The following is a 24253-nucleotide window of genomic DNA, read 5'->3' as shown; positions in this document are numbered from 1 at the left end:
GTGCTGCCCGCTCAGCTGCGCTGCAGCTGACAACTTTTCCGCAGGAGAAAGGAGTACTGGATGCGGATACCTCAGCGTAGAGTTCACAGGGATGTTGATGAGTCTGCTCGTTCTGGCACGGGCTTGCTCCGGAGGCTGCCCCTTAAGTGGCTCCTCTTCGCCGTCTGTGCCCTGGTGGTCTGCCTTTCGACCGGGCTGCTTCTGGTGGCTCGCACGGCCCCCCAGGCCCATGCTGCCACCTGGACCCAGGTCTGGGGCGATGAGTTCAATGGGCCTGCTGGCTCCTCGCTCAATACCTCGCAGTGGATCTACGACATCGGCACCGGCTACGGCACCGGCGAGATCGAGACGACGACCAGTAGTACGGCCAATGTCTCCCTGGACGGCAACGGTCACCTGGCCATTACGCCGCTGCGCGACGCCAATGGCAATTGGACCTCTGGCCGCATCGAGACGGTCAACGATAGCTTCGCCGCTCCCCCGGGGGGCGAGCTGGAGGTGACGGCCTCGCTGCAGCAGCCCAACGTCTCCGGCAATGCCGCCCTTGGCTACTGGCCGGCCTTCTGGATGCTGGGCACCCCTTATCGCTCCGACCATAACTGGCCCAAGGATGGCGAGGTCGACATTATGGAGGATGTCAATGGCCTCAGCTCGGTCTTTGGGACGATGCACTGTGGTACCTACCCCGGTGGCCCCTGCAACGAGCCGAACGGGATCGGCAGCGGCCAGAAGCCTTGCCCTGGCTGCCAGACAGGTTTCCATACCTATACGGTCATCATCGATCGCAGCGTCTCCCCGGAGCAGATTCGCTGGTACCTGGATGGCAACAACTACTTTACGGTGAGCGCGAACCAGGTGGATGCCACGACCTGGGCTAATGCCGTCGACCATGCCTTCTATATCATCTTCGATCTGGCTATCGGTGGCGGCTTCCCGGCGGCCTTCGGCGGTGGCCCGACCTCGGCTACTCAGCCCGGCGTGCCGATGCTGGTCGACTATGTGCGCGTCTATACAGCCAATGGCTCGGCGGTAACCCCGACGGCTACCTCGGCCCCCAGCCCAACCCCCACCCCAACGGCCAGCGGTGGCAATGGCTTCTCGCAGGGGGTCAACGCTCTCAGCAGCAATCAGGTGCAGTTCTGGTTTCAGCCGAGCGGCTGGACGGCGGGCTATGTGATCCTGCACTATACGGTACCGGGCCAGGCCCAACAGAACGTGCAGATGAGCTACAACAGCAGCGCCGGCCAGTGGCAGTATACGGTCAGCGGTGTCAGCTCAGGTCAGACGATCACCTACTCGTTCACCTACCAGAAGAACGGCCTGCAGTACGATACCCCAACCTATAGTTACACGGTTGGCTCCTCCTCGAGTGGCAGCGGCTTCAGCCAGGGGGTCAACAGCGTGAGCGCAACCCAGGCCCTCTTCTGGTTTCAGCCGAGCGGCTGGACGGCGGGCTATGTGATCCTGCACTATACGGTGCCGGGCCAGGCCCAACAGAACGTGCAGATGAGCTACAACAGCAGCGCCGGCCAGTGGCAGTATACGGCGGGCGGGATGAGTTCAGGCCAGACGATCACCTACTCGTTCACCTACCAGAAGAACGGCCTGCAGTATGATACGTCGACCTATACCTGGACGCATCCCTGAGCGGGGCAGACGCTTCGCGCCTCTGTCCGTGTGTCAGTCTGTCCGCCTGTCTACCCATCGGTCCAACTGTTGACCTGAGTTCGCTCTCGCCTGAGCGCGAGAAGGTTTGCCCAGCCGGCGCCTTCGCCGGTGTCGGCTGGGGCTGCCCGCTCTGCTCGCTTGCCATTGGGACAATGGTTGCTGTCCCTGCTCCGGCAGGCAGACAAACAGGCAGGCGGTCCCGCGGGGCAGGTTGGTCCAGTGTTGACCATCACGATACGTTGTCCGGTTCGCTTGATCGACGTCCGATTCTGTTCGCAAGGAGGTTCGCTATGTTCGTGCACCTTTCTCGCTCCTCGCCGCGCTCCGGCTCGCGGGCGAGCCTTGGACGCATAGCGCTCTCGCTGTTCGCTCTTGGCCTGCTGCTGCTGTTGGCCGCCTGTGGCCAGGGCAACTCGAGCAGCTCGTCCAACAAGAGCCATGTGCTGACGGTCGTTCCCAGTCCCAAGGGCGATTTCACCAACGGCTTCAGCCCCTACTCGGCCAACGCCAACTATGGCTCCCAGGGCATGATCTACGAGACCCTGCTCTTCTTCAACCGCATGAATAGCCAGATCACGCCCTGGCTGGCCGAGAGCTACCAGTTCTCCAGCGATGCCAAGACACTGACCTTCCATCTGCGTCCCAATGTCAAGTGGTCGGATGGGCAGCCCTTTACCTCGGCGGACGTGGTCTTCACGCTGCAGATGCTCAAGCAGTATCCGACGGCGGACGGCAGCGGCCTCTGGCAGTACTTGCAGAGCGTGCAGGCTCCCGATGACCAGACCGTGACGGTGACACTGAAGACCCCTTATTCGCCGATCCTGTGGTATCTGGCCGGCCAGACCTGGATCGTCTCGAAGCATGAGTACGCCAGCGCCGGCGACCCCACCAAGTTCGTCGATGCCAACCCGATCGGCACCGGCCCCTTCATGCTCAAGTCCTTCTCGCCCCAGCTGATCACCCTCAAGAAGAATCCGAACTACTGGCAGCCCGGAAAGCCGGCGGTCGATGAGATCCGCTATCCGGCCTTCGATTCGAATACGAGCGCCGAGCTGTTGCTCAGCCGCGGCGATGTTGACTGGACCGGCCTCTTTACGCCCAATATCCAGCAGACCTACGTGGCGAAGGACCCGGCCCACAATCACTACTGGTTCCCCAACCGCAACATTGTGATGTTGTATTTGAATACGGCCAAGGCGCCGTTCAATCAGTTGGCCGTGCGCCAGGCCATCAGCGCCGCGATCGACCGCGAGCAGATCTACAAGGTAGCCGAGAGCGGCTATGAGCCGGTGGCCAGCCCGACCGGCCTGGTGCTGCCGGCCAACCAGAGCTTCCTCAACCCCAAGTACGCCAACGTCTCCTTCGCCAAGGATGCCAACAAGTCGCAGCAGTTGCTCGATAGCGCTGGCTTCCATAAGGGGGCCGATGGCATCTATGTCGACAGCAGCGGCAAGAAGCTGTCGTTCCAGATCAATGTGGTGACCGGCTGGACCGACTGGGTGACGGCGGTCCAGATCATCGCCAGCAATCTGAAGGCGATCGGCATCGATGCGAAGGTCAACTCGATCTCCTTCAACGCTTACTTCAGCGCCCTGCAGATGGGCAACTACGATATGGCGATCTCCTGGACGAACCCGGGGCCGACGCCGTTCTACCTCTATAATTCTTTGCTCAACAGCACCAACAGCGCGCCGCTGGGCAAGCCGGCCTCCTCGAACTGGGAGCGCTGGATAGACCCGACGACCGATAAGCTGCTGGCCCAGTATGCCACGACCACCGATCAGGCGCAGCAGCAGCAGGCTCTCTATGGTCTGCAGCAGATCATGGTGGAGCAGTTGCCGAGCATTCCGCTGGTCTATGGGGCCACGTGGTACGAGTACAGCAGCCGCAATTTCACGGGCTGGCCGGATGCTAATAATGCCTACGCTTCCCCGGCTCCCTTCGACTTCCCCGATGCCGAAGTGGTGGCCTTGAATTTGAAGCCCGTTGCCTGAAACCCCGTGCGTAGGTGAGGTGGAGGGGCCGATCGGGTGCGGCCCTTCCACCTCCCTCCGCATCGGCTCCCTCCCTCCTTCCCTCCGGCTCGCCCCCTCTGATCTTAAGCGCGGCGGCGGGCGCGCCGTTCGGTTTGGCCTTGGGCGACCCTGACCGACCGCGGGCTGCGATCAGCGAGAGAGGAGGCCGGGATGCGTGGGAATGGCAAAAGGGAATGATACCTGCCTTACTGGGCACGGGCTTGCTTCAAAAACAGGACAGCAACGGGCTCTCTTTCGACAGGCTTTCCAACTCGCTGACAGCGATAAGATAGTAAGGAACAACTTCGGCTACTACCCGGCGGCAGGCGCTGCCTGGCTTCGCTGGGCAGAAGGGAGACCCAGATGAGGCATTTACTGCGCCGCCTCGGCTTCTACCTGGTGGCCCTGTGGGCCTCGATTACGCTGAATTTCATCATTCCTCGCCTGATTCCGGGCGACCCGGCAGGGGCGCTGATGGCGCGCTTCCAGGGCCGCATGACGCCCCAGGCCATCCATGCCCTGGAGCTGCAGTTTGGCATTACGCATGATCCGCTGTGGATGCAGTACCTTCAGTACCTGGGGAACTTGCTCCACGGCGATCTCGGGACGTCCTTTACCTACTTCCCTACGCCGGTGGCAACGGTCCTGGCCCAGGAATTGCCCTGGACCCTGGCCCTGGTCGGCACCTCGGTCTTGATCAGCTTCGTTTTGGGGTCGCTGCTCGGGGTCTTTATCGCCTGGAGGCGCGGCTCGTTTCTTGATAATGTGCTGCCACCTTTCCTGACCTTTTTTTCGGCTATCCCATATTTCTGGCTGGCTCTGATCGCCTTGTATGTGCTGGCCTATACTCTGAACTGGTTCCCGTTGCACGGCGGCTACGATACGTCGCTGACCGTCGCTCTGACGCCGGATTTCTTGCTGAGCGCCCTTAACCATGCGCTCCTGCCCGGCTTCACAATCGTGCTGGCCTCGATCGCCGGCTGGATGCTCGGGATGCGCAATGCCATGATTACGACGCTGACCGAGGATTATGTGCTGCTGGCTGAGGCTAAGGGCCTGAGCGAGCGCCGCGTGATGTTCTCTTATGCGGCACGCAACGCTATTCTGCCGAATGTGACCGGCTTCGCCCTCTCGCTGGGCTTTGTGGTGGCTGGCTCGCTCTTGACAGAGGTGGTCTTCTCCTATCCCGGCGTCGGCTTCGCTTTGCTGCAGGCCGCCCAGAACTCCGATTATCCCCTGCTGCAGGGCATCTTCTTGCTGATCGCCCTGGCGGTCCTGGGCGCCAATTTCCTGGCAGATCTGGTCTATCTGGTGCTTGATCCGCGCGTGCGCTAGGCGGTCTGGCCTGCTCTGGTCTGGCCTGGTGGCCCTAACTAACCGCTGGCCCGACCCGACCCGACCAGGGGCAGGTGGCTGAGCGCCTGGTGCGCACTGAGCACCTCAACGAGAGAGAAGGAGTGATCGATCATGGCCATACTACCGCAGCCGTCGGAGCCAGTGGCGACCCCGGTCGGTCAACCAGGGCAGGAGACGGGCGCCCCCGCTGCCGGGGACGGCGCGCTGACCGCTCTGCCGGGTCTGAGCGTTGGGCCTGCCCCGGTTTCTGAACGGCCCTGGATGGGCCTCTGGCGCATTTTTACGCTGAATCGCAAGGCGATGGTGGGAATGTGCATTGTGGGGTTCTTTTTCCTGGTGGCTCTTGTGGGACCGTTCTTTATCCATACGGATCCGAGTGCCTTGTCGAACGATGTCTTGATGCCGCCTTCGCCGGGCCACTGGCTGGGGACAACCCAGACGGGGCAGGATATCTTCAGTCAGTTGGTGGTGGGCACGCGCGTCTCGATTCTCTGGGGGATGGCCACGGGCCTGGTGGTGACGGCCATTTCGGTTCTGGTGGGCCTGTGCGCCGGCTACCTGGGTGGAATCGTCGATGAGGTGCTCTCGCTCTTGATCAATGTCTTTCTGGTGCTGCCGAGCTTCCCGCTGGCGGTCTTGCTGGCCGCCTATGTGCCCTTTAAGGGGCCGCTGACGGTGGCGGCGGTGATCGCCTTGACGAGCTGGGCCTATCAGGCGCGCGTGCTGCGCGCTCAGACGCTTTCGCTGCGCCGGCGCGATTTCGTGGAGGCGGCCCGCTCGAGCGGTGAGTCGACCTGGCGCATCATCTTTTTTGAGATTTTCCCGAACGAGATCGCTATTGTGGCCGCCGGCTTTGTCGGGACGGCGATCTATGTGATTTTGGCCGCTGCCGGCCTGGAGTTCCTCGGCCTGGGCGATGTGACGGTGGTCGATTGGGGCACGATGTTCTACTGGGCTCAGAATAACGATGCTTTGCTGCTGGGCGCCTGGTGGTGGTTTGCTGCCCCTGGCCTGTGTATCGCTCTGCTGGGGGCCGGGCTGGCCCTGATCAATTTCGGCATCGATGAGGTGGCCAATCCGCGCCTGCGCAGCGAGGCGCGCCCGAGTAAACGCCTGTTGCGGCAGATGCTGGGGCGCGGCGCCGCGGCGGCAGGCTAGTGAGGGGCAATCACCTCTCGCCGCCTTGCGCGGTCTCGGCCGCCGGCGGCTTCGGTCCTCCCTCTCCTCTCCTCGGCAGGGAGGCGGCAGGGCGGGCCGGCGCCGCCGGCTGAGCAGCTCCGCTGGCTGCTCTCTGACGTGAGACTTCACTATTCCCGAGAGGATAGAAAACAGGAGAAGGCATGACGAGTATCCCCACTGTCTCGTTCCAGGCGGTTGAGGACCTGGCTGAACGCTTTCCAACGGGCTTCTTTTGGGGGGCCGCGACATCTTCTTATCAGGTTGAGGGGGCGGTGGCCGAGGATGGCCGCGGCCCGTCGATCTGGGATGATTTTTCGGCTACGCCGGGGAAGGTGGCCGATGGTCAGAGCGGCGCCCTGGCCGCCGATCATTACCATCGCTACCGCGAGGATGTGGCCCTGATGGGACGCCTGGGCTTGAATGCCTATCGCTTTTCGATTGCCTGGCCGCGGGTGCTGCCCGAGGGCCGCGGCTCCCTGAATCAGGCGGGCCTGGATTTCTATGATCGCCTGGTCGATGCTCTGCTGGAGGAGGGCATTCAGCCGTTCGCAACGCTCTACCATTGGGACCTGCCTTCGGCCCTGGAGCGTGAGGGCGGCTGGCGCGTGCGCTCGACGGCCTACGCCTTCGCCGATTACGCTGAGGTGGTGGCGCGCCGACTCGGGGATCGCGTCCTTCATTGGATGACGCTCAATGAGCCGTGGTGTAGCGCCTATCTGGGCTATGGGGTGGGCGCCCATGCCCCCGGCCTGCGCGATCGTCAGGCGGCGGTCGATGCCGCTCATCATCTCTTGTTGGCTCACGGCCTGGCCCTGCCTCGGATGCGGGCCGTCTTGCCCGCCCAGGCTCAGATCGGGACGGCCCAGGTGCTGGTGAAGGTCTATGGGGCCGATGAGCGGCCGGAAACTCTGCGCGATGTGGCCCTGGCCGATGCGTTCTCTAATCGCTGGTTCCTTGACCCGCTCTATCGCGGCTGCTATCCCGAGGGCCTCTTTGCGGCCCTCGGCCTCAATCCTCCCCCGATCGCCGAGGGCGACCTGGAGCTGATCGCCGCCCCGGTGGATTTCTTGGGGGTCAATAACTATTCGCGCATGCTGGTGCGCGGCTCCCCCGAGCCGCCTCTGGCCGACCAGTGCCGCACGGTCTCGCCGGTCCCCAATGCCTGCTATACCGATATGGCCTGGGAGATCTTCCCCCAGGGCCTGCGCGATCTGCTGCTCGATGTGAGCCGCGACTATCCGGTCAAGTGCCTCTACGTGACGGAGAATGGGGCGGCCTTCCCCGATGAATGGGACGGCGGCGAGACGGTCCACGATCCGCGCCGCGTGGCTTACCTGGCTTCGTATATCCGGGCCTGTGCCGAGGCCCTCGAGCAGGGCGCCCCGCTCTGTGGCTATTTCGTCTGGTCGCTGCTCGATAATTTCGAGTGGGCCGAGGGCTACCGCAAGCGTTTCGGAATCGTCTACGTCGACTATGCGTCGCAGCGCCGCGTGATCAAGGAGAGTGGCCACTGGTACGCCGCCCTGGTGCAGGCCTTCCGCTCTCGCTCCCGCCGCTCGTAGGCCCCGCTGAGCAAAGAAACGCCGGCTCTGGCTAGGGTGGGGCGCTCGTTCTCCTGGCTCCTGCCCCGCAGGGACCGCCAGATGGTCTGTCTTGTCCCTGTGCTTGCTTTCCCTCCCCACCCGGCTCTGCCCTCCCACTGGGAGAGGCAGGGCCGGGCCTCCCTCTCCCGCTCTCTTGCTTCCGGCTGGCTGACTGACTGGCTGACTCACTCACTCACTGGCTGCTGATGGGCCGGGCCAGGGTTGCCCGCCCCTCTCCTCGCTCCGCTTCTCTTGTGGCGCGCAACCCCCTCCTGCCAAATCTGACGCTCTGGCGCGTTTTTATTTCTAGTCCAAAGAATGGTAATATACATTGATAAAAGCGGGAGTTTATCAGCTACGTTGCCCCACACACAGGGTGCGTTTGGAGGGAACGCTGATGGTCGCTGGCGATTGGTGTCTCTTGCAAAAACCTGAATTTCTCCGTGCTCTGCAGGTGCTCTCTCCTAAAGAGATCCGTCTGGTGATCGAGAAGCTGAATCTGCTGCTGAAGGACCCCTTTCCCGATGGGCATACGCGCTGTCTGGTACGCCATATGGGAATGCCGCTCTATCGCTTGCGCTGCGGCGACTATCGCATCTTCTATCGTCTGATGCAACCGTATATTTGCCTGCTGGCGCTGCGCCGGCGCGACCAGGCGACGTACTATGAGGAGCTTGATGGCTCCTGGCCGGAGCGGACTGCCGCCTCTGCTTCGGCGCTGGTGGCTGCCGCCGAGGGGGACGTTGACGAGGAAGGCGTTGACGGGGAGAGGTCGCAGCCTGTCAGGGCCGCGGCCACCCCGGCGGCCTCGTGGGAGCGCTGGCTGGCTCCCCAGCCGCCGTCGAAGCGCCCTCTGCCGGAGCCGATTACGCCCGAGCTGCTCGGCCGCCTGCGAGTGCCGTCGGAGTTCCATGCTCGCCTGCTGCCTCTGACGACTCAGGAGGACTTGCTGGATTGCCCGGGGGTGCCCGATGAGTACTTGCTGCTGATCGATCAGCATATGTTTGAGCGGCCCCTGGTCTCGGTGCTGCAGCAGCCGGACTATCTGCTCAGCGATGTCGAGGATTTGCTGCGCTATCGCGAGGGGGAGCTGGTTGGCTTTTTGCTGCACCTGTCGCCCGAGCAGGAGCGCTATGTGGCGCGCGGCCTGCGGGCCGGCGGGCCGACGCTGCTCAAGGGGGGGCCAGGTACTGGTAAGAGTACGATCGCTCTCTATCGTCTGCGGGCCTTGCAGGAGGAGCTGCGCCGCCAGGGACGGGGCGAGGCGCGCTTGCTCCTGACGACCTATACTAATGCCCTGGTGCGCTCGTGCGAGCAGTTGCTGCGCCAGCTCCCGGGGGTGGATCTGCGCTTCGTGGAGGTTCAGACGGCAGATCGCCTGATCTTTCAGCTCCTCAGCGGCCTTGGCGAGCCACCCAGGCCGCTGAGGCCGCGCGAGGAGGAGCAGTTGCTGGGGCAGGCTCTGGAGAGCGTGCGCTTCATGGGGACGCCTGCCCAGCAGCAGGCCCAGCGCCAGGCCCTGGCCCGCCTGGGGACGGAGTATCTGCGCCGCGAGGTGACACAGGTGATTATGGCGCGCCAGATTCCTTCCCTCGAGGCCTACTTGCGGGCGCCGCGTCCGGGGCGACGGGTGGCCCTCTCTCCGCTGCAGCGCCGCGCGGTCTGGTCGCTCTATGAGACCTTCGTGGCCCTGCTGCAAGGCCAGGGCCGCGAGACCTGGCAACAGGTGCGAGCCCGCGCGGCGGCCTGCGCCAGTGCCGGACGCCTGCCTCCTGGCTACGCCTACGAGGCGGTGGTGGTCGATGAGGCCCAGGATCTCGATCCGGCGGCTCTGCGCTTGCTGGTGCTGCTCTGCCGTGATCCGCGCATGCTTTTTATTACTGCTGATGCGAATCAATCGATCTACGGCAATGGCTTTTCGTGGAGCGAGGTCCACGAGTTGCTGCGCTTTCGCGGGCGTAGCTGGCTGGTGACGGTCAATTATCGCTCGACGCGTGAGATTGGGGAGGCGGCCAGGGCCTACCTGCGGGCGCAGGAGGCGAGCGAGCTGGATAGCGAGTCGTGCGAGCGGCGCTATGAGCACAGCGGCCCCGTGCCGGCTCTGCGGCGCGTGGCCTCGCGCGCCGAGGAGGTCAATCTCTTGCGACGCTTTCTGCCGGCGGCGGCTCATGCGCTGCGGCTGGGCATTGGGGCCTGCGCGGTGCTGACGCCGACGGTGCGAGCCGGCCAGGAGCTGGCCGAGGAGCTGGCCGCCCGGGGCCTGCCGGCTCGCTTTATGCGCAGTCAGGAGCTGGATCTGCAGGCGCCGGGGGTGAAAGTGCTGACGCTGCAGGCGGCCAAGGGGCTGGAGTTCCCGGTGGTGGCCCTGGCCCTGGCCGATTTTCCTGAAGAGGGCTGGCATCAGGGGAGCTGTCCCCCGCTCAGCCCCGAGGAGCGGGCTGAGCTGCTGGCTATCGACCGGCGGACACTCTTTGTGGGGATGACGCGGGCCATGCGCGCCTTGCTGGTGGTGGTCCCGCTGGCGGCAACCTCACCTCTGTTGGAAGGCTTCGATACCGCCTATTGGAACGTGGCCTGAGCCTGGCCGGGGGGCCGATGCTGGTCTGCCCAAAGACGGCCCGTCGGCCCCAGGCTGCGGTTGCTGTCCGTCGGGCGGTGTACTACAATACAGCGGAAGACAGCGCTCTATCGCCGCGCTGTGGTGAGGGGCGGGCTGTTGGCAGTCTGTTTCTGATGGAGTTCTACGACAATGGTGCAGCCTGATGCTGCTCTTGGGGGGGACCAGCCGGGTCCGGGGCCTGCCGTCTCTGGCGTGCCTCCCGCTGTGCCGGCCCACCTGGCGCGCGTCTACCGGCGGCTGCTCGAGGTCTATGGCGAGCCTGTCTGGCGGCCTTCCGGGGAGCCGCTGGGGGAGCTGATTGCGACGATTCTCTCGCAGCATACGTCGGATGCCAATTCGGAGCGGGCCTATGCTCAACTGCGGGCGGCGTTCCCTTCATGGGAGGCTCTGCGGACGGCCCCGCCGGACCGGGTGGAGGCGGCTATCCGCTGTGGCGGACTGGCGCATCTGAAGACGCGGCGCATTCAAGAGGTGCTCAATGAGCTGGCGCGCCAGCGACAGGCCCGGCTCCAGGAACCAGGCCAGGCCGCGTCGCCGGGAGCTGAGGGGCTGGAGGCTTTCTTGTTGGCTGAGCTGCAGCGCCGCCAGCCGCTGGCGGCCTGGGAGTATTTGCAGGCGCTGCCGGGCGTAGGCCCGAAGACGGCGGCCTGTGTTCTCTTGTTTGCTCTGGGGTGGCCGGTGATGCCGGTTGATACGCATGTGCATCGGGTGGCGGGACGCCTGGGCTTGATTGGGCCAAAGGTGAGCGCCGCTCAGGCCCATGTCCTTCTGGCCCAGATGACACCCCCGGCCTGGGTCTATGCCCTGCATGTCAATTTGATCCGTCATGGGCGGCGCGTCTGCCTGGCGCAGCGTCCGCGCTGTCCTGGTTGCCCGTTGCTGAGTGAGTGCCGCTATGCCGGCAGCGTCGTTGACGAGGCGGCGCCGGACGGAGCTGAGGCTGCCGCTGATGCGCGGCGGGCGGAGCCAGAGGCGTGAGGCTCGCTCTGGGATGGCTCGCCGGTAGCTCCATTCGCTGGCCCCTATCCGCCTCCGCGCTGGTCTGTGGCAGGCGGGCGGGCTGGCCAGGTGAGCGTGACCAGGGGAGAGCGAACGATAACGGCCAGGGAGAGGAGGGACCCGCGCCGGACGGGCGAAGAGGAGCAAGCGGGTCGTCGCTGAGCCGTTCCCTGGTAATCGGGAGTTTTCAGGAGGAGCGCGATGGCGTCAGACCAGGACTGGAGCCAGATTATCGGTCAGAGCGAGTCGGAGCGCTTTGTGGGGCGCGCTCAGGAGCTGGAGCTGTTCTTGCAGGAACTGCTGCGGGAGCCGCCGCGCACGCTGCTCTTTTATTTGACCGGCCAGGCGGGGGTCGGCAAGACGACCTTGTTGCGCCGCTACCAGGCGCTGGCGCGCGAGCGGGGCTTTCTGGTGGCCGAGTGCGATGAGCGTCAGCGCGATGTGTTGGCGGTCCTGGGCCATCTGGCCGCTCAGTTGGAGCAGGTGGGGCTGCGTCTGAAGGGCTTCGATGAGCGCCATCGCCTCTATTATCAGCGCCTGCATGAGATCGAGAGCGATCCCCAGGCCCCGCGCGGACAGGGAGGGCTGGCCGTCAGTACGCTCTTGCGCATGGCGGTGATCGCCGGGGAGTTCCTGCCGGTGGTGGGGCCGGTCGTCTCCTATCTCGCGCTCGAGGAGGTGGAGGAGCTGGCCAGGGAGTGGGGGCGCTATCTGTTGCGCAAGTTGGGTAACCGCGAGGAGATCGCCCTCTTGCGCGATCCGGAGCAGGTCCTCAGCCAGTTCTTCTTTGCCGATCTGAATCGGGTGGCCGAGCGCTGGCCGCTGCTGCTCTGCTTCGATAATCTGGAGGCCACGCGCCCGGCCCTCTTCGGCTGGCTCTTGCGCCTGTCGGAGTACAGGCCCTCGAGTCGGATCCGCCTGGCTCTGGCCGGGCGCGAGCCGCTGGATAGCGAGTGGGGCCTTTTGCGCGGCGTGACCCAGGTGATCCGCCTGGATGTCTTTTCTGAGGAGGAGGCCGAGACCTTTCTCGATCTCTATCATGTGCGTGATCCGCTGCGCCGCCGCGAGATTCTCGAGCTGTCGGGCCGCCTGCCGGTCTTGATGAGCTGGCTGGCCGCTCCCCATAGGGCCGGAGGCGCCAGCTATGCGGTCCTGCCGGCAGGCGATATGGTCGAACGCTTCCTGCGCTGGGTGACCGATCCGGCCCGGCGGGAGGCCGCCCTCTTGGGGGCGCTGCCGCGCACCCTCAATCGCGATGTGCTGGCCTGCCTGTTGCGCTGCTCGCAGGGGGAGCAGGCTCCGCAGGTGGAGCGCGTCTTCCCCTGGCTGGTCGGCCTGCCCTTTGTGCTCGAGCGCGGCGAGGGCTGGCGCTATCATTCGGTGGTCCGCCGCATGATGTTGGAGTATCTGCGCCGCCGCAGTCCGGCGGAGTACCGCGCGTTGCATGCCTGCCTGGCCTCTTTCTATCGCCAACTGCGCGATGCCCACTATGAGCCTGAGCGCGCTTTCTGGTCGTCTCCGCGCTGGCAGGAGGCGACGCTCAATGCCCTCTACCATGCGTTGATCGCTGAGGCGCGGGCCTGTTGGGGGGAGTTCCTGGAGCTGTTCGTGCTGGCCCTCTATCAGGAGCGCCGCTTCGCCACCCGCCTGATAGAGGTGGCGATGCTGGAGGAGGTGCGCCGCGAGCTGGAGCGGGAACAGGGGGAGCTGCTGGAGCTGCTGCAGGCCGGCCTGCGGGCGATGGAGGTGGGCGATTGGGAGACGGGCCTGCGCCTCTTCGATCGTCTCTGTCGCTGCCCTGAGTTGTCTGGGCGCGGGCTGGCTGCGGCTCTTTTTTTCCGCGGGCGAGTGCATCGCTATCGGGGGGCCGCTGAGGAGGCCCTGGCCGATCTGGAACGGGCCATTGCTCTCGATGAGGGGAATGTCTGGGCCTTCGTGGAACGGGGCCGCCTGCTGCGCCGCCTGGGCCGCTATGAGGAGGCCCTGGCCGATTTGTCGCGTGTGCTGGACCTGAATCCGCTCGATGCTCGCTCGTTGGCGAGCCGCGGCCAGGTGTTGACGCGCCTGGGTCGCTACGAGGAGGCCCTGCGGGACTTCGGGCAGGCCCTGGCGCTGGATGAGGGCTATGGCTGGGCGTTGGTGCGCCGCGCCGAGGTCTGGCGCTTGCGCGGTCAGTATGAGGAGGCCCTGGCCGATGTGGAGCGGGCTTTGACGGTCAATCCCTACGATGCGCGGGCTTTGGGGGAGCGGGGCGAACTCTATCGGGCGCTGGGCCGCTACGAAGAGGCCCTGAGCACGCTGGCGCAGGCCCTGGCGCTGCGCCCCGACTATGCCTGGGCCCTGGCGACGCGCGGCCAGGTCCTGGCGGCCCTCGGACGCCGCTCGGAGGCTCTGGCCGATGCCGAGCGCGCCCTCGCCCTTGATCCCTCCCTGGAAGCGGCTCGCTCGCTGCGTGAGCTGCTGCTGAGGGCTGAGGCCAGCTCTCAGGCCGCCTCTGAGGAGCCAGGAGCCGATCTGGCCGGCTCGCCTACTCAGCCCCTGCCTTCCCCGGATGAGGGGAAGGCCGCTCCCCCGCTGGCTGGCTGATCCTCCGCCGGCTGGCCTTCCCTACCGGTCTCCCCGGCTGGCTTCTCTCCCCCGCTCTCGCTTCTCCCCGCGCCGAACTCGCTCGCCTGCTCCGCCTGGCTGTCCTGGGGACCTTCCCCGGCCGGGACCGGCAGGCCGAGGAGGCGCATGATCTTGAGGGCGTTGGTGGTGGGACAGGGTCCCGGTCGCAGGCGATAGTCGAAGATCATTGCTCCCTGGTGTACTTCCTCGCGCAGGTGGTAGTTGCTGATGCCGGCGATCTCGTCGGCCAGGGCGGTCAGGTCGAGGTCGTGGGTGGCCAGTAGCCCCGCGCAGCGCTTCTCTCCGCTGGCCAGGGCGCGCAGGTAGGCCCGGCTGCCGATGCGCCGCTCGCGGTTGTTGGTGCCGCGGAAGATCTCGTCGATGAGGAAGAGGACCGCCGGGCTGGCCGGGTCTTGGGCGCTGTCGATGGTGTCCAGGAGGGCGCGCAGGCGCCGGACCTCGGCGTAGAAGTAGGAGTAGCCTTCGCTGAGGACGTCGGTCAGGCGCATGCTGGCGAAGGGACGCAGGGGGGTCAGGCGCAGAGCTTCGGCGTTGACGGGGGCGCCAGCGTTGGCCAGGACCAGGTTGAGGCCGACGGTGCGCAGGAAGGTGCTCTTGCCGGCCATGTTGGAGCCGCTGATGATGGCGATGGCTCCTGGCTGACGCAGGGCGAAGTCGTTGAGGACTTTTTTGGTCGGCGGGAGCAGAGGATGGCCCAGCCCCCGGCCTTCGTAGAGGAGGGCCGGCGCCTGGGATCCGCTGAGGATCTCGGGAAAGTGATAGTCGGGGTTGAGGTCGGCGAAGGTGGCCAGCGAGCAGAGGGCCTCCAGCTCAAACCAGCTCTCCAGCCAGCGCGGAAGGTGGCGGGCCAGGCGGGCTTTCCAGCCGTTGAGGCGCAGGGCGATGAGGAATTCCCAGGGAAGGAAGAGGTGCAGGAGAAGGGTGAGCAGGAGGTTCTGCCCGAGGCCGCTCAGGCTGAGCAGCAGGGAGAGGTGACGCAGGGCGCGCGCGGGGCTGAGGCTGGCTGCGCTCTGGCCGTGGGCGAAGGGCTGGCAGTGCTGGCGCAGGTGGGGCTGCTCTGGGAAGCGGCGCTTCTCCAGGGTGGCGAAGATGGCGCTGAGCTGGGCGCAGGTGCTCTGTAGCTGGTAGGCGTCGTCGAAGAGGTCGCCGGCCTCCCCTCGCCTCAGCAGGAAGAGGAGGAGGCTGAGAAGAGCGCTCGCCGGCCACCAGGGCGGCAGGTGGAGGATGAACTGCCCGGCGAGCAAGAGGAGGGTGAGCAGGTTGAGACCGCTCATGAGGAGGAAGGTCCGGCGAAGCTGGGGCCGCGCTTCTTCCCGGCTGAGCCGCTCCAGGAGCTGCCCGGCCCGAAGCAGGCCGCTCTGGCTGCCCGCCAGCCGGGCTTCGATCTGGAGACGGTGGCGGAAGAGGCGTAGGGGGCGCAGCTCGCCGACCAGGGCCTGGCGCCGCCGAATGGTGGCCGGCTCAACGCTCTCGGCGAGCAGCCAGCTCTTGAGGAGCAAGGCCCCCTCGCGCGTGGTGGCTGTGTTGAGCAGGCGGTGCAGCGAGCGGGGGCCGCTGATGTCCAGGTCGAGATCGAAGGGATGGTCGGCCTGGCTGTCGTAGAGGTCGCGTCCGCCAGGGAGGGGGGCGATGGCCTGCCAGTCGACGAGCAAACGGGCCTGCTCGTCATGGATCAGGTCGGCGAGCAGGCGCAGACGGGTCAGGTGCCGCTCGATGCGCCGGTGCCGGGCGGCGACAAGGCCGAAAAGGATCAGGCTGAGGCCGAAGCCGGCCAGGCCAGGCCACCAGCGCAGGCTGAGGCCGAGGGCCAGGCCGAGAGCCAGGCCAGCGGCAAAGATGGCGACGCGCAGCCAGGAGTAGCGGTTGCTGCGAAGGTCTAGACGGGCGATGCGCCGCTGGAGACGCTCTTCGTGTCGTCGGAGGGCCTCCAGTCGGGCGGCTTTCTCGGGATGCATGGACGGTGCTCCTCTGGCCAGATGCGAGTTGGGTGGGATGGCGGCCGGCCTCCGCCCAGGAGAGGGTGGTGGCGGCCGCGCCAGGCCAGGTCGCGCGAGGCTGCCCGGCCCGGCAAGGAGGCGCCACCTGCCTCGGTCCGGCGCGCCTCCCGTTCGTTCAGATGATAGCGCGCCTGGCAAGGGGGGTGTGGCTGAGGGGCGCGGCTGGTCGGCCCTGAGCCGCGCGGCGCAAAAGAGGACCCTGCCCCCAGGTGCGAGGCAGGGTCCTCAGCAACGAAGAGAGGAGGCTCGGGAGGTTGTCGCTCCGCCAGGAACGCGCTGCAGGTGCCGGGCTTCCCTGCTCTGCAGACCTGTTCAGCTTGAGCGGCTGGTTGAGCGCGCGATCCTTCCCGCGGCTGGTCGGGCATCAGGGGCTATGGCCCGCTGGTGCCGGGAATTGGAAGAAGGGTCTCGCTGCCGTCGTGGCCCGTGATGACGACGCCGATGCCGGCCCGCGGCGCCAGGCGCCACCAGCGACGGATCTGCTCCTCATCGGTGGTGGCACAGCTGAGATCGGGCACGCGCGGATGCTCAGCACGGCAGCCCGCTCGCTCACAGGCACAGCGCCCGTCGGGCAGACGCTCGTAGAGCGGTACGACGCGCCAGCCGTGCCGCGCGTAGGATAGGGCGTAGTCGAGCAGGCGTCTTCTGTCGATGGCTCGGTGACGTTCGAGGGAGGTCGCCATCGGATCGGCTCCTTTGCTCTGGTGGGGCGATGGCCGCACTGTCAGGCTCCCCGGCCGCCTGTCCGGTGCGGCGCTCCACCTGCCCAACTGCCTGTCTGTCTGCCTGACTGGGTCGGTTGCGTGATTGGTTGACTGGTTGGTTGAGTGACTGAGTGAGTGACTGACTGATCGACTCGCTGATTCGCTCGCTTGTAACTTGTAATGCGCCAGGACAGACAGGCTGGAGCAGGCGGGAACAGGCCAGAACGGGCCAGGACAGGCCAGGCTCGGGCGCTTCCTCCTCCCTGGCCGCTGGCGCTGAACCCTGCCCCCCGAGAACTACGCTGTTCCACCGTCCACCCGGGAACCACACCGGCCTCTCCGGCGGAGCCCCCACTCCGCCGGAGCCGGTGGGTGCAGCCTTCCAGTAACCAGAAGGATTACTTATATTGTACGAGATGCTCCAAATATATGTTTGTCTATGTATGGCCGCTGGCGCGAGCCAGGCCTCCGAGCAGGGTGGAGCGAGGTCGCGGCCGGCGGCGACGGGGGCCCCCGGTTGTGGGGACGGCCCGGCTCGCCGCTCGCTCGTCTGGCGCTCCGGGCCTCTGCGCCGCCTGGGCGAGAGTACTAAAGGCCAGCAGTGACTTGCATCACTCGTCGGTCTATGCCATAATGGTAACGATGCTAAGCCGATTGGCGCCTTTGCGGATCGTTTTCCGCTTCTGCCCGCCTGTCCGCTTCCGGGACCAGGCCAGCGGCCCGGCCCTGCCCGCTGCTCCACCGACGACGCTTGCGGCGCTCCGCTCAGGCAGGCGCGACGACCGGCCAGAACGAGGAGGGAACTGGGCTGGCCGGCCGGCAGAGAGGTAGAGGGAACGGGCAGACCGATCAACGGATGAGCAGTGCGGCGAGCGCTCCCGGAAGCCGCCCCGCTCGGGGGCGACTGCCCCGGGCTGGCTGGGCCGGCGATCTGCGCTGGGCGCCGCTTGGGCCGGTAAGGTGACAGGTGGTCGCGCCTGTCTGTGCTCGTATACGAGGCCGGGGAGGGCTTTCGTTTATGACTCAGGATCGTCGCCCCGACGAGCAGGAACGTCCGGAGGCGATCGACAGCCGCATCGGCAATTATCGCTTGCTGCGCCGCCTGGGCCGCGGTGGCTTCAGTACCGTCTATCTGGCCCGCCATCTGATTCTGCAGTCGCGTCCCCCGGTGGCCCTGAAGCGCCTGCTGACTCCGCTCGATTCTCCTCGCGCTCGCTCTCTCTTTATTGAGGAGGCCCGCCTGCTGGAGCAGTTGCGCCATCCCCATATTCTGCCCCTGGTCGATGCCGGCATCGATGAGGAGGGCTGCCCCTATCTGGTGACGCTCTACGCCGCCGGCGGCTCCCTGCGCGAGCGCCTGCGCCGCGCCGCCGGGCGCCCCCTGCCGCTTGAGGAGAGCCTGGCGATCGTGGCCCAGGTGGGCGCGGCCCTGCACTACGCTCACGAGCAGGGCGTGATCCACCGCGATTTGAAGCCGGAGAATGTGCTTTTTACCGAGCACGGGGAGGCCCTGCTGGCCGATTTCGGTATGGCTTTCTGGCTGGGTTCGCGCAGCCTGGAAGAGGCCAGCGTGAGCGGGACACCAGCTTATATGGCTCCAGAGCAGTTCCGCGGCCAGGTCTCGCGCCAGAGCGATCAGTATGCCCTGGCTTGCCTGGTTTATGAGCTGTGTACGGGCCACCGCGTCTTCGAGGACCGCGATGCGCTGGTGTTGATGTATCGGCATACGCAGGAGGAGCCTCGCCCTCCCCGGGACTATAATCCTCATCTGCCGCCAGTGGTGGAGGCGGCTATTCTGCGCGGCCTGGCGAAGGATCGTACGGCGCGCTACCCCGATGTGCGGAGCTTTGTGCGGGCGTTGCATGCCTTCCGCCCTTTCTCGGGTCCCGCTCTTGCTGCGCCTGGGACCGATCTGGAGGGGGGGAGCGCGACGGCGCTGGAGGGGTCCTTTGGAGAGCTGGAGGCCCTCCCACAGGAGGGTGACGAGGAGGAGAATGGGGGGCCGCCGCTGTGGGATGCGGCGGAGGATCTGACGCTCTGGCGGGCGGCGGACCAGGAGCAGTCTCGGCCCCACAGGGGTCCGTCCCGCCGCGCCGGCTGGCCCTCCGAGGCGCCGATGCGCTCGCCGGGCGACGACTGGCGCTCCTCTCCTGCGGCCGCTGAGGACGACGCGGACGAGCTGGCCTCGGGGGCGCCTGCTCCGACGAGGACCCGCGTCGCTGAGCGCTGGTCGCCGCCCGCCCCGGGCTATGGGGCCGCGCTCAGACGGCCGGCCCTGGCCGAGAAGGCCCTGGAGGAGCGAGACAGCGGCTCGGCCCTGCTCTCGTCGCCGTCGGTTGGCCCCAGCATTATTGAGCTGGCCCGCCCGTCGCGCTCGTCTCGCCCAGCCGGCCGGACGGCGACCGGCACGCGCGCTCTGGCCGGCCGCCGCTCGCGCCCGCAGTCGGCTGTCCGCCGGCCCCTCGCCGGGCCGGAGCAGCTCCCCGCTCGCCACAGTAGCAGGACTTCGCCGGCCCGCGTCTGGGCTCCGCGTCTGGGCGCGCTCCCGCTTCCGGGCCTGGGCCTGGGCCGCGCCCCGCGCTGGCTGCGCCTGGGCCTGCTGAGCCTGGTTGTGCTGCTGGTGGGGCTGGCGGTGGTCGCGGCGGGGCTGCCGCTGGGGATGGGGCTGCTGCTGCCTTCGGCGACAGTGACGATCAGGCCGACCTCCCATGCCCTGCAGCGCACCTATACGCTGAGCGCGCGCCTGGGCGCCCAGGCCGACCCCGCCCGCCTGCTGGTGCCGGCCCGCCTGCTGTCCTCTCCCCCCCAGTCGCAGACGCGCACGGTCTCGGCCTCCGGCCAGGCTTCTACCCCAGGTACCCGCGCCCAGGGCGTGCTGACGTTTTATAATGGAAAATTTGTACAACAAGTTGTCCCTAAAGGCAAGGTAATAACTGCTTCTAATGGAGTTGAAGTATCAATTGATGCTGATGTGGCCATACCTCCCGGAAATCCACCTAATTTCGGTCAGATAAGTGTCAGTGCGCATGCCGTTAACCCGGGATCATCTGGCAATATCCCTGCCTTATCTATCAATCAGTTTTGTTGTTCTTCTGACCAAACAATTACTGTAAAGAATCTTCAGCCCTTCACAGGGGGGCAGGATCCGCAGAGCTACACCTTTGTCCAGCAGAGCGATCTTGACAACGCTGCCGCGGCCCTGCAGCCGGCCCTTGTCCAGAGCGCGCGCGCGGCCCTGAGCGGTCTGCAGAGCAGCAACGAGGCCAGCGTTGGCGATCCCCAGTGCTCGCCCCAGGTCAAGAGCAACCACCGCGCCGGCGAGCGCGCCAGCTCCGTTACCGTGACCGTGACCGTCACCTGCAGCGAGCTTGTCTACGACCGCGGCAGCGCCCTCAGCATCGCCAGTGCCCTCTTCGCCGCCGACGCCAGCCGCAGCTACGGCAGCGGCTACCAGCTCGTCCAGGCCAGCCGCAAAATCCAGGTCAGCGCCAGGCGCGCCGGCCCCCAGAGCGCCATCCTCACGCTCCAGGTCAATGGTACCTGGAGCTACCGCTTCAGCTCCCAGCAACTGGCGGCCCTCAAGAGCCTCATCAAGGGCCGCGATGCCAGCAGCGCCCTGGCCCTCCTGCGGCGCCAGCCTGGGATCGCCGACGTCTCCCTCAGCCTGCCTCCGGGCCGTCAGGCCCTCCCCGACGATCCGGACCGCATCACCATACGCCTGCCTGGCTGAGCAGGCCCGCCCGGCTCTCCCCCTGCAAGGGGGCCTACCTCTCGCTGACTGCCACCAAAAAAAGAACCCCGCGGCGCCGCCGCGAGGTCGTCGAAGCGAGCAACCAAAGGAGACCCGCTCTTCCCAATCCCGGCTAGAGCCGGTTCAGGGCCACCTGAGCCAGGCTCTGCTCAAGATCGAGCTGGCGATGACCGGGACTGAGGGCCTCCACCACCAGGACCGTGTTGTCTTTCAGCACCGTCAGCAGGGTCTCCTGCCCGAACGATGAGCTGCGCTGCGTCTGAAAGGCCGCGTCGCCCAGGCTCACCGTTGCCGTCTGCCGGCTCAGGTCCAGGGCCGCGCTCTTGGCCTGGTTGTAGAGCTGCTGCGCGCTGGCCGCATCGGCGGCGATCGAGAGCGCCAGCGAGGCACGGGCAAAGCGGCTGTCCGAGGCCGAGCTGTAGAGGCACTCGCTGACGGTGGCGTTCTTCGGCTTGCTCACGACCTCTTGCTCCTGAGAGCGCACGGGAACACCCAGTACCTGCCGGACCTCGTCCGTCGTCGCCAGCGAGCAGGCCGAGGTCGAAGCCGCTACCTGCTTGCTGCCGCCGAAGCCGCAGGCGCTCAGCAGCAGGAGCAGCGCCAGCAACGACAGGCAGAAACCCCACGATCGAATAGGCTGCTGTAGGAGGCGTCTTCCAGGCATCGATTCGCTTACTCCTTCCGTCCTTCCTTCACGTCGCGTCGGTCGCTAGAACCAGGATGCCCGCCGGCCAGCACGTGCCCGATGGCCTCGGGCACCTCAGCGCCGGCTACTGTCTGCCACGTCCCGTCTTCGCTCCCTTTGCAGCTCTCCCCCAAAAGTCAGGCCAGGAGGCAGCGCCTCCTCCGGCTCTTTGCCCGCTCTGCCTCGGGCTTATAGACCGGGCCGACGGTCGCTGACCATCCACCGACCGCCTGGCTGGTCCGAACGTGCCCTCCCGCTGCCGGCTGTCTGGAGGCCGGGGACGGTCAGGACCAGGGGCGGCAGATCGGCTGAGGAGCGGGAGGGCGCCGGCTGGGAACCTGGCTGGCCAGATGGGCCGGCATGGCCGGGGAAAAGGGCCTGCCGCCGCATCGTCCTGTTAGGACGATGGAGCGTACGGCGGTCAGGCCCTCCAGATCGAGGGAGGAACAGTAAAAGGGTTAAGATCTAGGGAAAGAAAATCTGCTGCGTGGCTGATAGCGCCGTGGCGGGCGCGCGCGCCGGGGAGGCGTGCCGGGAGGAGGTTCCTCCTCGGGCAGGAACTCGATCAGCATGGGAGCCTGCACCTCCAGGGCGGTGGCGATCTTCATTAGCGTGCGCAAATTGACCTGCGCGTAGGGATTCTGGAAGATTCGACGCACTGTACGGTCGCTGAGGCTGGCGGCCTTAGAGAGCGCGGAAGGGGTCATCCCCTTGGCCTCGGCTATTTCCTTGACGCGCAGTCTGAACACGATCAGCTCCTTCCTCAGCAGCACAGACGGAACCTGGGTTCGGGTTGCGGGCAGAGCGCCGGTACTGACAGGTGAGCGGACGACCCACCCGGATACATGGCTTGCTCGGGCGTACCATCGACACCTTGAGCTGTGCCATTTCAAGAATGCTTTCGGCAGGCGCCAACAGAATTTTGAGCACAAGGAAACGTAGCCGCCTCCCTCCAAACTTCCGCGACACGGTCAACTGGCTCCTTTCACAACTAAGACAACACTATCTTCACCAACAGCCCGACTCCGCAGGGCCATCTTACAACGCGCCCGGAGTGCCGGCGTCCTGCGTCGGGCCTCCCTGTTTTAAACACAGGCTGCATGCTTGTGCGGCTCCGGCGCATTATCCGGGAGAAAACCCTTCTATCTTATGAGACGATCGAAGAGAGGAAAATTTGAACCTAAATTGTGGCTTTTTTCCAGACTATCAATTTTCTGCTACCCCTCAGGCCCCTCCGACGACCCCTCCCCTTCGGGAATATCCTCGATTAAGTCAGAGGTAGCAACGCCCAGCGCTCGCGCAATTTTTGCGAGTGTGGAGATATTTACCTCTTTATACGGGTTGCGAAAGATGCTCTTGATCGTGCGGAAGTTGACATCAGCAGCCCGGGAGAGTGAAGACATATTAAAGCCCCGAGCTTCAGCAACCTCTCTGACTTTGAGCCGCACCATTGCACTGGTATCCCTGTTGTGGTAGTGCTCTAATTCTACCAGTCTAGCCAGCTTGACAAAATTGTGATCGTGATAGTATCATCTTGATAGATGCTAATTTAGTACTATCACTAAGATAGCAGCCTTGGAGGAATACCCATGAGTGGAAGTGAGATAGCGCGCCTGCGGCGTCAGCTAGAGGCCGAGTATGTAGCTGGGCGCTGGGCCTTATACGGTCTGGCCAGTGGCTGGGCCAAGCACGAATACATTCAGCGGCGGTTGCGCAACATGGAGGAGTACCAGAGCCGGCTGGCCCAGCTTGTTGGGCCGGAGCGGGCGGCGGCCATCGTCTGTGAAGTCATTGACGGCGTGCGTGAGAGCGAGAGCGGGCGTGGGCCTGGCTGGGAAGGGGGAGAGCTGGCCAGCGAGGAGCGAGAGGGGGAGGAGATGAGCGCGCAGGCAGGGCGAGAGGAGGCGGCCCCGGCCTCCTGGGCGGCGAGCGATCGTCGGCGGGGGCAGGAAGAGGAGCCGGAGCGTGGAAGCGGGGAGCAGGAGCAGAGCCGGGAGCGGGCGAGAGAGGCGTCGGGGGCCGACCAGAGCGCCGCCGACGGGGAGGAAGAGGACCTCATCGAAAAGACCCTCTGGCTGCTGGCCTACCGTCACAGCGAAGAGGAAGCCGACATCCTCTATCTGTTCTACGCCGCCAGCGACAAAGAGGCCCAGGTCATCGCCGAGCTGAAGATGGAGCAAGGCGGGCGTCCCTGCTGTCTCCTCACTCTCCGCAAGCTGCCGGGCGGCTTTGGGGTTCCCTATGGGCGCTATCGTGGCCTGATCCACGTCCGCGTCGATGGCAGCGTGGTCGAAGGCGACTATCTCAAGGAGCGGACCGGCACCCAGTAGGCCCGGCGGGCGAGCAGCCTGACCTGGCCCGCCAGAGCAGATTCCCCTCTCTTTCCTACCGAGTGGTTCGCTTGCCTCTTGTCTGTTGTTCTCGAGCGCCGGCCGACCAGGGAGCGAGGGTGTTCCCTTCCCCCTGGTCGGCCTTCTTATAGCCATAGGATCTAAGACCGGCAAGAGCAGCCCCCACACCACCCTCCTATCAGCCAGCCCGGCCAGCGCAAGCAAGCAAGCTATATGGAGCGCCTTCCTGGCCGCCCGTCTGTCTGCTTGCCTCGTCGAGATAGCCGGGCTGGCTTGCTGACCTGGTCGACGCCGGGCCGGGAAAGCGGGGCGTCGACGCCGGGCCGGGAAAGCGGGGCAGGGAAGGAAAGAAGGCTCCCGGCGCGAACGGGAGCCTGTTCTGCCTTCTCCCTCCCTCCCTCGCTTGTGGAACCAGGCAGGCTGGAAGCGGAAGCCATCCGCAGGGAGCCGTCCCCGAGCGGCGGCGGCCCCCTGACTGGAGCGGCCTGCGGAAGCAGCGGCAACCCAGCCATTGCCGTAGGCCGTCAGGATGGGGTATATATACCTCTAAACGGACATCGTGGCGAGCGCATTCTCACCCCGAGGGCGTGCCTGAGTGAGAAGCGGGGGACGCTCCCCAAGCGAGCACGCCGATCAAGCTGCCGATCCCCCTGGTGCCACTGCCGCCGCCGAGCCTGCAAGAGCAGGGCCAAAGAGAGTCAGCAAGCAGACAAGTAA

At 65.8% G+C, this 24253-nt stretch carries 15 protein-coding genes; 10 read left to right on the top strand and 5 right to left on the bottom strand.

Annotated features, from left to right (window positions below; translation table 11 throughout):
* The first annotated feature begins 60 nt into the window (after positions 1-60).
* The 8 genes from ACFMO7_RS17640 to ACFMO7_RS17605 all read left to right on the top strand — a co-directional run bounded on the left by ACFMO7_RS17640 (position 61) and on the right by ACFMO7_RS17605 (position 14006).
* Positions 61-1647, top strand: coding sequence for a glycoside hydrolase family 16 protein (locus tag ACFMO7_RS17640; RefSeq protein ID WP_376796801.1), 1587 nt, complete (start codon positions 61-63; stop codon positions 1645-1647).
* 311 nt (positions 1648-1958) lie between these two features.
* Positions 1959-3662, top strand: a complete 1704-nt coding sequence (locus ACFMO7_RS17635; protein ID WP_376796800.1) for an ABC transporter substrate-binding protein — start codon at positions 1959-1961, stop codon at positions 3660-3662.
* 384 nt (positions 3663-4046) lie between these two features.
* Positions 4047-5018, top strand: a complete 972-nt coding sequence (locus ACFMO7_RS17630; RefSeq protein WP_376796799.1) for an ABC transporter permease — start codon at positions 4047-4049, stop codon at positions 5016-5018.
* Positions 5019-5150: 132 nt separating this feature from the next.
* Entirely contained in the window at positions 5151-6197 is a 1047-nt protein-coding gene (locus ACFMO7_RS17625) for an ABC transporter permease (RefSeq protein ID WP_376796798.1), read from the top strand.
* A gap of 182 nt (positions 6198-6379) precedes the next feature.
* Complete coding sequence (locus ACFMO7_RS17620) at positions 6380-7780, top strand: GH1 family beta-glucosidase (RefSeq protein WP_376796797.1); 1401 nt, start codon at positions 6380-6382, stop codon at positions 7778-7780.
* A gap of 418 nt (positions 7781-8198) precedes the next feature.
* A complete protein-coding gene (locus ACFMO7_RS17615) occupies positions 8199-10379 on the top strand; it encodes a UvrD-helicase domain-containing protein (RefSeq protein ID WP_376796796.1) in 2181 nt (726 codons plus the stop codon).
* Between the two features lie 171 nt (positions 10380-10550).
* The gene (gene nth, locus ACFMO7_RS17610; RefSeq protein ID WP_376796795.1) at positions 10551-11399 is read left to right on the top strand and encodes an endonuclease III domain-containing protein; all 849 of its coding nucleotides are present in this window, start codon (positions 10551-10553) and stop codon (positions 11397-11399) included.
* 222 nt (positions 11400-11621) lie between these two features.
* Positions 11622-14006 (top strand): tetratricopeptide repeat protein, encoded by a 2385-nt coding sequence (locus tag ACFMO7_RS17605; protein ID WP_376796794.1) that lies wholly within the window; start codon positions 11622-11624, stop codon positions 14004-14006.
* Here ACFMO7_RS17605 and ACFMO7_RS17600 read toward each other — a convergent pair.
* Both ACFMO7_RS17600 and ACFMO7_RS17595 read right to left on the bottom strand, forming a co-directional pair.
* Positions 13952-16003 (bottom strand): hypothetical protein, encoded by a 2052-nt coding sequence (locus ACFMO7_RS17600; RefSeq protein ID WP_376796793.1) that lies wholly within the window; start codon positions 16001-16003, stop codon positions 13952-13954. The two genes, ACFMO7_RS17605 and ACFMO7_RS17600, sit on opposite strands and share 55 nt — an antisense overlap.
* Before the next feature lie 413 nt (positions 16004-16416).
* Positions 16417-16728, bottom strand: coding sequence for a bifunctional DNA primase/polymerase (locus ACFMO7_RS17595; RefSeq protein WP_376796792.1), 312 nt, complete (start codon positions 16726-16728; stop codon positions 16417-16419).
* 1039 nt (positions 16729-17767) lie between these two features.
* Between ACFMO7_RS17595 and ACFMO7_RS17590 the strand changes: the two genes are divergently transcribed.
* Complete coding sequence (locus ACFMO7_RS17590) at positions 17768-20479, top strand: protein kinase (protein ID WP_376796791.1); 2712 nt, start codon at positions 17768-17770, stop codon at positions 20477-20479.
* Positions 20480-20612: 133 nt separating this feature from the next.
* Here the strand turns inward: ACFMO7_RS17590 and ACFMO7_RS17585 are convergent, their stop codons facing one another.
* From ACFMO7_RS17585 to ACFMO7_RS17575, 3 genes are all read right to left on the bottom strand, one after another.
* Positions 20613-21164, bottom strand: coding sequence for a hypothetical protein (locus ACFMO7_RS17585; RefSeq protein ID WP_376796790.1), 552 nt, complete (start codon positions 21162-21164; stop codon positions 20613-20615).
* Positions 21165-21643: 479 nt separating this feature from the next.
* Entirely contained in the window at positions 21644-21934 is a 291-nt protein-coding gene (locus ACFMO7_RS17580) for a helix-turn-helix domain-containing protein (RefSeq protein ID WP_376796789.1), read from the bottom strand.
* Between the two features lie 468 nt (positions 21935-22402).
* Positions 22403-22636, bottom strand: coding sequence for a helix-turn-helix domain-containing protein (locus ACFMO7_RS17575; protein ID WP_376796788.1), 234 nt, complete (start codon positions 22634-22636; stop codon positions 22403-22405).
* 138 nt (positions 22637-22774) lie between these two features.
* Here ACFMO7_RS17575 and ACFMO7_RS17570 point away from each other — a divergent pair, with 138 nt between their 5' ends.
* Entirely contained in the window at positions 22775-23515 is a 741-nt protein-coding gene (locus ACFMO7_RS17570) for a hypothetical protein (protein ID WP_376796787.1), read from the top strand.
* Positions 23516-24253 lie beyond the last annotated feature (738 nt).

The sequence above is a fragment of the Thermogemmatispora sp. genome, from assembly GCF_042408735.1.
Taxonomy (GTDB): Bacteria; Chloroflexota; Ktedonobacteria; order Ktedonobacterales; family Ktedonobacteraceae; genus Thermogemmatispora.
This window is presented reverse-complemented; position numbering and strand designations above follow the sequence as displayed.

What these genes read in the sequence shown, in the direction of transcription:
- ACFMO7_RS17640 (WP_376796801.1), top strand. Translation starts at nt 61, where the DNA reads ATGCGGATACCTCAGCGTAGAGTTCACAGGGATGTTGATGAGTCTGCT.
- ACFMO7_RS17635 (WP_376796800.1), top strand. Translation starts at nt 1,959, where the DNA reads ATGTTCGTGCACCTTTCTCGCTCCTCGCCGCGCTCCGGCTCGCGGGCG.
- ACFMO7_RS17630 (WP_376796799.1), top strand. Translation starts at nt 4,047, where the DNA reads ATGAGGCATTTACTGCGCCGCCTCGGCTTCTACCTGGTGGCCCTGTGG.
- ACFMO7_RS17625 (WP_376796798.1), top strand. Translation starts at nt 5,151, where the DNA reads ATGGCCATACTACCGCAGCCGTCGGAGCCAGTGGCGACCCCGGTCGGT.
- ACFMO7_RS17620 (WP_376796797.1), top strand. Translation starts at nt 6,380, where the DNA reads ATGACGAGTATCCCCACTGTCTCGTTCCAGGCGGTTGAGGACCTGGCT.
- ACFMO7_RS17615 (WP_376796796.1), top strand. Translation starts at nt 8,199, where the DNA reads ATGGTCGCTGGCGATTGGTGTCTCTTGCAAAAACCTGAATTTCTCCGT.
- nth (WP_376796795.1), top strand. Translation starts at nt 10,551, where the DNA reads ATGGTGCAGCCTGATGCTGCTCTTGGGGGGGACCAGCCGGGTCCGGGG.
- ACFMO7_RS17605 (WP_376796794.1), top strand. Translation starts at nt 11,622, where the DNA reads ATGGCGTCAGACCAGGACTGGAGCCAGATTATCGGTCAGAGCGAGTCG.
- ACFMO7_RS17600 (WP_376796793.1), bottom strand. Translation starts at nt 16,003, where the DNA reads ATGCATCCCGAGAAAGCCGCCCGACTGGAGGCCCTCCGACGACACGAA.
- ACFMO7_RS17595 (WP_376796792.1), bottom strand. Translation starts at nt 16,728, where the DNA reads ATGGCGACCTCCCTCGAACGTCACCGAGCCATCGACAGAAGACGCCTG.
- ACFMO7_RS17590 (WP_376796791.1), top strand. Translation starts at nt 17,768, where the DNA reads ATGACTCAGGATCGTCGCCCCGACGAGCAGGAACGTCCGGAGGCGATC.
- ACFMO7_RS17585 (WP_376796790.1), bottom strand. Translation starts at nt 21,164, where the DNA reads ATGCCTGGAAGACGCCTCCTACAGCAGCCTATTCGATCGTGGGGTTTC.
- ACFMO7_RS17575 (WP_376796788.1), bottom strand. Translation starts at nt 22,636, where the DNA reads ATGGTGCGGCTCAAAGTCAGAGAGGTTGCTGAAGCTCGGGGCTTTAAT.
- ACFMO7_RS17570 (WP_376796787.1), top strand. Translation starts at nt 22,775, where the DNA reads ATGAGTGGAAGTGAGATAGCGCGCCTGCGGCGTCAGCTAGAGGCCGAG.